At 55.5% G+C, this 6899-nt stretch carries 6 protein-coding genes and 1 pseudogene; all 7 read left to right on the top strand.

The features are described from left to right. Window positions 1-186, top strand: a pseudogene (locus AAC01S_RS19570) (hypothetical protein); the annotation flags it as partial. A gap of 145 nt (window positions 187-331) precedes the next feature. Beyond that, window positions 332-1468, top strand: coding sequence for an extracellular solute-binding protein (locus AAC01S_RS13680; RefSeq protein WP_067623419.1), 1137 nt, complete (start codon window positions 332-334; stop codon window positions 1466-1468). A 119-nt stretch (window positions 1469-1587) separates the two neighbouring features. After that, entirely contained in the window at window positions 1588-2478 is an 891-nt protein-coding gene (locus AAC01S_RS13675; RefSeq protein ID WP_067623416.1) for an ABC transporter permease, read from the top strand. Continuing rightward, a complete protein-coding gene (locus AAC01S_RS13670; RefSeq protein ID WP_083511801.1) occupies window positions 2478-3353 on the top strand; it encodes an ABC transporter permease in 876 nt (291 codons plus the stop codon). Before AAC01S_RS13675 ends, AAC01S_RS13670 begins: the two co-directional genes overlap by 1 nt. 60 nt (window positions 3354-3413) lie before the next feature. Next, window positions 3414-4502, top strand: coding sequence for an ABC transporter ATP-binding protein (locus AAC01S_RS13665; protein ID WP_067623414.1), 1089 nt, complete (start codon window positions 3414-3416; stop codon window positions 4500-4502). Then, the gene (locus AAC01S_RS13660) at window positions 4499-5239 is read left to right on the top strand and encodes a glycerophosphodiester phosphodiesterase (protein WP_067623411.1); all 741 of its coding nucleotides are present in this window, start codon (window positions 4499-4501) and stop codon (window positions 5237-5239) included. Before AAC01S_RS13665 ends, AAC01S_RS13660 begins: the two co-directional genes overlap by 4 nt. Before the next feature lie 5 nt (window positions 5240-5244). Then, window positions 5245-6081, top strand: coding sequence for an inositol monophosphatase family protein (locus tag AAC01S_RS13655; protein WP_067623407.1), 837 nt, complete (start codon window positions 5245-5247; stop codon window positions 6079-6081). Window positions 6082-6899: the final 818 nt, after the last annotated feature.

Here is a 6899-nt window from a genome sequence, read left to right as displayed (position 1 = left end):
ATTATGCCGACGGCAACCGATCCCGATTTGAGACTGTTGCGCGAAGGAGATGACGAGGAAGGCGGAATGCCTCCTGTCGTCATCCTCAAACAAGTGCACTTTGACAATACACACCGACCGCTGTTTCTATCGTTCGACTATCTCAATATGGACATATTTTCGCTTCAGGTTACTCGGCAGCGTTGATCGTTCTCAACCGAAAAGGGGGGTGATTCCCGCCGACCATCCTGGCAAAATCCCGCTCACAGCGTCCGATCGCGGTCCCTTCAAGTCAGGTGAACTGTATATCCGTGGGTTGATTGAGAGTCATCATAAACAGGAGGGTACATTGATGAAGAAAAGAAAGTTGTCAAAGGCAATTCTAGCTGCAGCGATGGTCACAGGCCTATCAGGCGGTGCTACCGTGGCGATGGCCCAAACGAGCACGACGACACTGACCCTGTACACGGACGGCGACGTCAACGTACAGGATCTGTGGGAGCAAGACCTGATTCCTCTGTATGAGAAATCTCACCCAAACATCAAGATCAACGTGGTCTTCGACGCGCATGGCGTGGATTCGACCTCGGTTCAGGACAAAATCATCGCCGCTGAGAAGGCCGGCAAAAACTCCGGCTACGATATCCTGGACTCCGGCATTGTCCCAACGCTCGCCACGGCAAACATGCTGCAAAAGCTGAACCCGACAGAGGTCCCGAACATGTCCCACGTCGATCCGGCCCTGTTGAAGCAGACAAATGACGAGGGTCTTCCGTACCGCGGTTCTTCCGTCGTCTTGGCGTATAACTCGGCAGAAGTAAAGAACCCTCCGAAGACGCTCAACGCCCTCCTCGCGTGGATCAAGGCGAATCCCGGCAAGTTCACCTACAACACGCCGAGCACAGGCGGTTCCGGCGACGACTTCGTCATGGCCGTCGTCAACTCGAAGGTACCCAAACAGGATCAAGCGAAACTGATTACCTCTTCGTCGAAGAGTCTGGAAAGCACATGGACTCCTGGATTGAATCTACTGAAGAGCCTTGGCCCCGATATCTATCGCCACGGTTACTATGCAAACGGTAATACCGGAACGTTGAACCTATTGGCCAACGGATCCATTTGGGTCGCACCGGTGTGGTCGGATATGGCGCTCAGCGCACTGCAGGACAAACAGTTGCCATCGACCATCAAACTGATTCAACTGACGCCTCCGTTCGCTGGCGGGCCTGCTGACATGGGTGTCGTGAAAAACAGCCCGAACAAGCAGGCTGCATACGCCTTCTTGAATTGGCTCCTCACCCCGCAAGCTCAAACCATTGTCGTCAACAAGATGAACGGATATCCGGGCGTTGAATGGAAATACGTTCCGAAATCCGTTCAACAGAAATTCTCTGCAATCGCAAAATCCTATGCAACCGGATGGTCTTCGTTCTACGGAGCGGACCTAGACCAGGCTTGGCAATCGACAGTTGCCGCACAAAGCAACTAAGGTCGATGATCGACGATCCGGATTTCAGGTAGAGTTATCTGCCTTGTGCCCGAACGGTATCGGCGCGACGGGGGAACTGGGCTCCCCCGTCATTTTGCCAGAGAAGGAGTGCAGCTAGGTTGGTCAATCGACGCTGGATTGGTTTTTTGATGGCCGCCCTGCCGATCGCGTTTTTACTTGCCTTCGTGGGCCTGCCGACTGTAGAGTCGTTTTTCTATACGTTCGGATATACAGGGGGTCCGAACGCAGTCGTGAGTGAAATGGCCCAAAACCAAGTGGTGTCACATCACGGCGCAACACTTGGCGTCTACACAGAATTGTGGAAGATGGCGTCATTTCGCGCTGATTTCATCGCGACCATCTGGGTGACCATCGCATCCGTCGCCCTGCTGCTCGTCATCAGTTGGGTGATCGCGTTGTACTTGCGGTTCTCCGATGGATGGCTCGCACGGGTTGCCTCGTCGCTCTATCTGATTCCAATGTTCATTCCGAGCGTGATTGCATCGTACGCACTGGTCACCTTTTGGAACTCCGGCGGATTCGTCGATGCCCTCGCGAAACACCTCGGGGACCCGAATTTCCCGAGTTTTGGCTATACGCTCTTCGGCGTCGTGATCGGAAATGTCTGGACCGGCCTGCCATTTGCCGTCCTCATGCTGGCGTCTGGCCTTCGCAATGTTCCCGATTCGTACATCGAAGCGGCTCGCGATGTCGGCGCCCGCGCTTGGACCGTCTCCTTGAGAATTCTGTTGCCGATGAACACGCTGCCCATCATCATCGTCGCGACATTCAACTGCATCGGCGTTCTCGGCGCCTACACCGTACCCTACTTGATGGGTCCAACCGCGCCGCAATTGCTCGGCGTCGCCATGACCAGTTACTTCTCCGCCTACAACGAGCCTCAGCAAGCGGAAGCGATGGCGGTCATGGTGTTTATTCTCGCTGCGGCAGTCGGCACATGGTATGTGATAGCGAACCTTAGACTCGATAGAAAGTCGGGTAGTGTATGATGTCAAATCAAAATTCCGTACAATCCGGTTTCTTGCCTATCCCGTCGATCCGTCGGACCGTTTCGCCGTCCCAGGCCTTGTCTCGATCCCTTGCGACCGCACTGGTGCTGGCCTTGCTCATTTTTGTGTTAGGGCCGCTGGTCGTTCTCGTCCTATGGGCGTTTGCGGGTGAGTGGTTTTATCCGTCGCTGATTCCGCAAAAATTCTCGCTGTCCTGGTGGTCGACGGTCCTTTCCGATTCGCATTTTGGCCACTCGGTATTGCTTTCGTTCATCTTCGCGCCCGTGGTAACCATTCTCTCCGCCTGCATCTGCCTGCCAGCCGCATACGCGTTCTCAAGGTATCAGTTTCCTGGACGCCGCGCCATGTTCATCGGCATCTTCGCGACCAACGCGTTTCCGAAAATGGGACTGTATATCGCGATCGCGGGCATTCTGTACGCCACCCACCTGATGGATACATTCTGGGGCGTGATCGTCATCCAGTTGATGAACACCGTCGTCGTCATGACGTGGATCCCTGCTGCGGCGTTCTCCGCTGTGCCCAAATCGCTCGAAGAAGCCGCTCGGGACGTTGGCGCTGGTCCATTTCGCACGTTTTGGCACGTCACGTTGCCGATGGCGAGACCGGGGATCATTGTCGCGATGATTCAGGCTTTCCTGGCTTCCTTTGACGAAGCGCAGGGTACATTTTTGGTAGGCGCGCCGAACTATATCACGATGCCCGTTCAAATGTATTCGATGGTGACGAACTATCCTCAGCAAGCTGCAGCAGTCTATTCCATTCTGCTGAGCATGCCGTCCCTGATTCTACTCCTCCTCATTCGCAAGTACATCGTCGGTGGGTACCTCGCTGCTGGCTTTCGGATGAAATGAGTACCGGCGGTGGATGTCAGACAAGCCTGATTGGCACGAATCAAGAGAGGAGATAACGCGATGGCAGAGCTTGCGTTACAAAAAATCGGCAAAGGATTTGGCGGGAAATCCGTCATCGAAGATCTGGACTTGCACGTTTCATCCGGCGAAATGGTCTGTCTGCTCGGACCGTCCGGGAGCGGGAAGACGACGACCCTGCGGATGATCGGCGGCTTCATCTTGCCGGATACGGGACATATCTTCATCGACAACGTGGACGTCTCTCAGGCAACGCCCGACAAACGGCCGACCGCGATGGTGTTTCAGCAGTATGCGCTTTGGCCGAACATGACCGTCTTCCAAAATATAGCGTTCGGACTCAAGCTTCGCAATCTACCGAGGCGCGAGATTCAGGAGAAGGTGCATTCCGTTCTCGATCTCGTCGATCTCCGCGCGCAAGCCAAATCCTACCCTGCGCAGCTCTCGGGCGGCCAGCAGCAACGCGTCGCGTTGGCGCGCGCCCTCGTTCTGAAGCCGAAAGTGCTCCTGCTCGACGAACCACTCAGCAACCTTGACGCTCAACTACGGCATAAGGTGCGGGACGAGATACGCGAGATTCAACAACATTCACGGATTACGACGGTTTTTGTGACACACGATCAAGATGAAGCCATGTCCGTCTCGGACAGAGTGGCCGTGCTCTCTGCGGGCAAGATCGAGCAGTTCGACACACCGGACAACCTGTACGCGTATCCCAGAACCGAGTTTGTGGCCAATTTCATCGGCAGCATGAATATGTTTGAAGGACGCCTGGTGAACCACCGGATCGAGGTGAATGGCATGTCCTTGGCCTTCCCTTCGCGGATTTCGGAATCCATCAACGACGTCAAAATCGCCGTTCGTCCAGAGGATGTCGAGTTGCACGATTCATCGCCAGCGTTCCCTTCGGGCGCAATCAAGCGTCGAATTCCCCGTGGCCATTACGCGGAACTCATCCTGGAAACCGCCATGGGCGAGATGCGGGCATTTGTGCCCAATGGATATTCCGTATCCGACACAACCGGCTTTTCATTCCGGCGCGTGCTCGTGTACAGCGACAGTAAGTTGCTTGATACCTACGTGGCAAACGTAGACCTTCACCTAACCGGCATTGGAGGGGTAAGACCATGACCCTGGTCATTGCACACCGCGGAGATCCGATCGCGCATCGCGAAAACACAATCCCCGCGTTTCGATCCGCTGTCGAGTCTGGGGCGGATATGGTTGAACTCGACGTGCAGATTTCGAAGGATCGCCAGTGCGTCATTCTGCACGATCCGACACTCCATCGCCTTTGGAACGTCGATGCTGAGGTTGCTCAACTGACCTATGACGAAATTCGCCGCGCCACACAAGCGGAAGAGTACGAGATCCCCCTTCTGGGCGACGTCCTTCGCGCCATCGAGATCCCCGTGATGGTGGACGTCACCGCCGCGGACGCGATTATTCCGATTGTCGAAGTTTTGAAGTCGTTGCATGCGGAAGAACAAGTCTTATTCAGTGGCGGCAATCTGGAAGCGCATCGACGGATTCGGACGTATTTGCCAGATGCCGACGCGGCCTTGACGTGGACGCAGAGCATGTTGCCCGCTGACGAACTGCTTGCGGAACTGAAACCGAATTATTTGAATCCGCCGTGGTGGCTGTTGCTCCCTGGCTTCGACATCCCGGAGGCAGAAGGATTCAAGACGCTGGGTCCCGAGACGGTCAGGGCCATGCACGATCGGGGGATGCAAGTATCCGTGTGGACGGTGGACGAGATGGAAATTGGACGAGCTTGGAGCCGCCTCGGCGTCGATGCCATCATTACCAATCGGGCGTCGGACATGGTCACCGCACTCCGAGATCAGACATCTGGGACGAGGTGAACGCATTGACGGCAGAGAGGACACCATTCTTATCTGAAAGCGAACTGGCCAACTTGGATGAAACACTCGGACGCGCGCACGGCGTGGCGAAGGAATTGGCTGAAATCGCCGCGATCGAAATGAGAAAAGGCTTTGCCGAAGGCACGTCGCGTTGGTCGAAATCGGACGCGGCCGACTGGGTGACAGACGTCGACATTCGCGTGGAGGAGCTCGTGCGCGAGCGACTGATGGAGGAATTCCCGACACACGGTATCAGCGGGGAGGAACACGGCTCCATCCGTCGGTCGAGCGCAATGCGTTGGTACATCGATCCGATCGATGGCACGTGCAACTACGCAAACGGGATTCCGTGGAGCAGTTTCAGCATTTGCCTCACCTATGAAGGCATGCCGCTTGTCGGCGCGCTGATGCAGCCTTTCACCAACGAATTGTTTCACGCGCGCAAAGGCGTGGGCGCCTTTCTGAATGACAAGAGGCTGAATTTGCCCCCCGATCATATCATACTCCCTGGCGGCGTCGTCACCTCGGAACTGTCCAACCACCTGTATTGGTCAGGTATGGCTGCAGCCATGCAATCGTTACAAGACGAATTCGTCACAGTGCGCATCATGGGCTCGTCGGCGCTGTCCATCGTGCAAGTCGCAGCCGGGCGAGCAATCGGAGCTATGCTCGGCGGATCGAGCTTCATTGACGTATCCGCCGCCATTCTCATCGCGACCGAGGCAGGCGCCACCGTTCGCAGCGCGCTGGGAGATGACCGATTCGGGGCAGGCATTGGCATGATTGCGGCGCATCCATCTGTGGCGGACAAGTTGTGGGACATGACGTTCGCATCCGTTTGAGCCCGCTGCAGTCGCCACCGTTCGGGGTGGGATGCGCCGTTCGAGTTGTCATTGAACGATCAGCACCCCCCTCCAAAGGCGGCTCTGGGTGCCCCACCAACCAAAGCCCCGCCCAATCAAGGCCGTGATGGCCATCGTACACATTCGAGACGCGAACCGGAACTGCAGTGTGAGAATGCGATACCACGCCTTCGACGGCGTGGTGGATCGTCTGTTCCAGGACGCCGGGTTGTACACCGCCCAAATTTTATCAGAGTATGGCGTACACGCCGCTGTGCTCCGTCGTAGGAAAAAACTGGTTCAGAGAACCTGTCGAGTGTCTTCAAGAACGAGGGCAAGAAAAACAGCGCTGCCGTTCAGAAGGAGCATGAAAGGGAAACGTGCGAATGCTATGCTAAAATTGGTCGCTTACCCACTGAGATTGAGTGGCTCAAAAAAATCTGGCATCAAACCGAACTAGAGCTGAAAGAATCGCCATGGTCGAGTACGACAGTGACAAGATCAGCATTTCTAGGCAGGCAGACTTGCTCAGCCTCAATCGGACGAGCCTTTACTACAGACCTGTAGACGTCTCAGAGGAAGAGCTACGCTTCCGACGTCGCATCGACGAGATATACACAGAACGGCCAGTCTCAGGCAGCCGCTACATGACTGCCATTCTACGTCGGGAGGGCTGGGTCTACTTGGCGAGCCTAATGGACTTGTACAGCCGAAAAATCGAAGTAAGTTGAGCCAGTACGCATCAGAAATAGTAGACTTACAAATTCTCCGTTTGGGGTGTCTATTCTATTGACTTAGTACCAAACACTTAATTGTTC

The organism is Alicyclobacillus acidiphilus NBRC 100859 (genome assembly GCF_001544355.1).
Taxonomy (GTDB): Bacteria; Bacillota; Bacilli; order Alicyclobacillales; family Alicyclobacillaceae; genus Alicyclobacillus; species Alicyclobacillus acidiphilus.
Note: the sequence above shows the minus strand (reverse complement) of the source record. Positions and strands in the feature narration are given on the sequence as shown.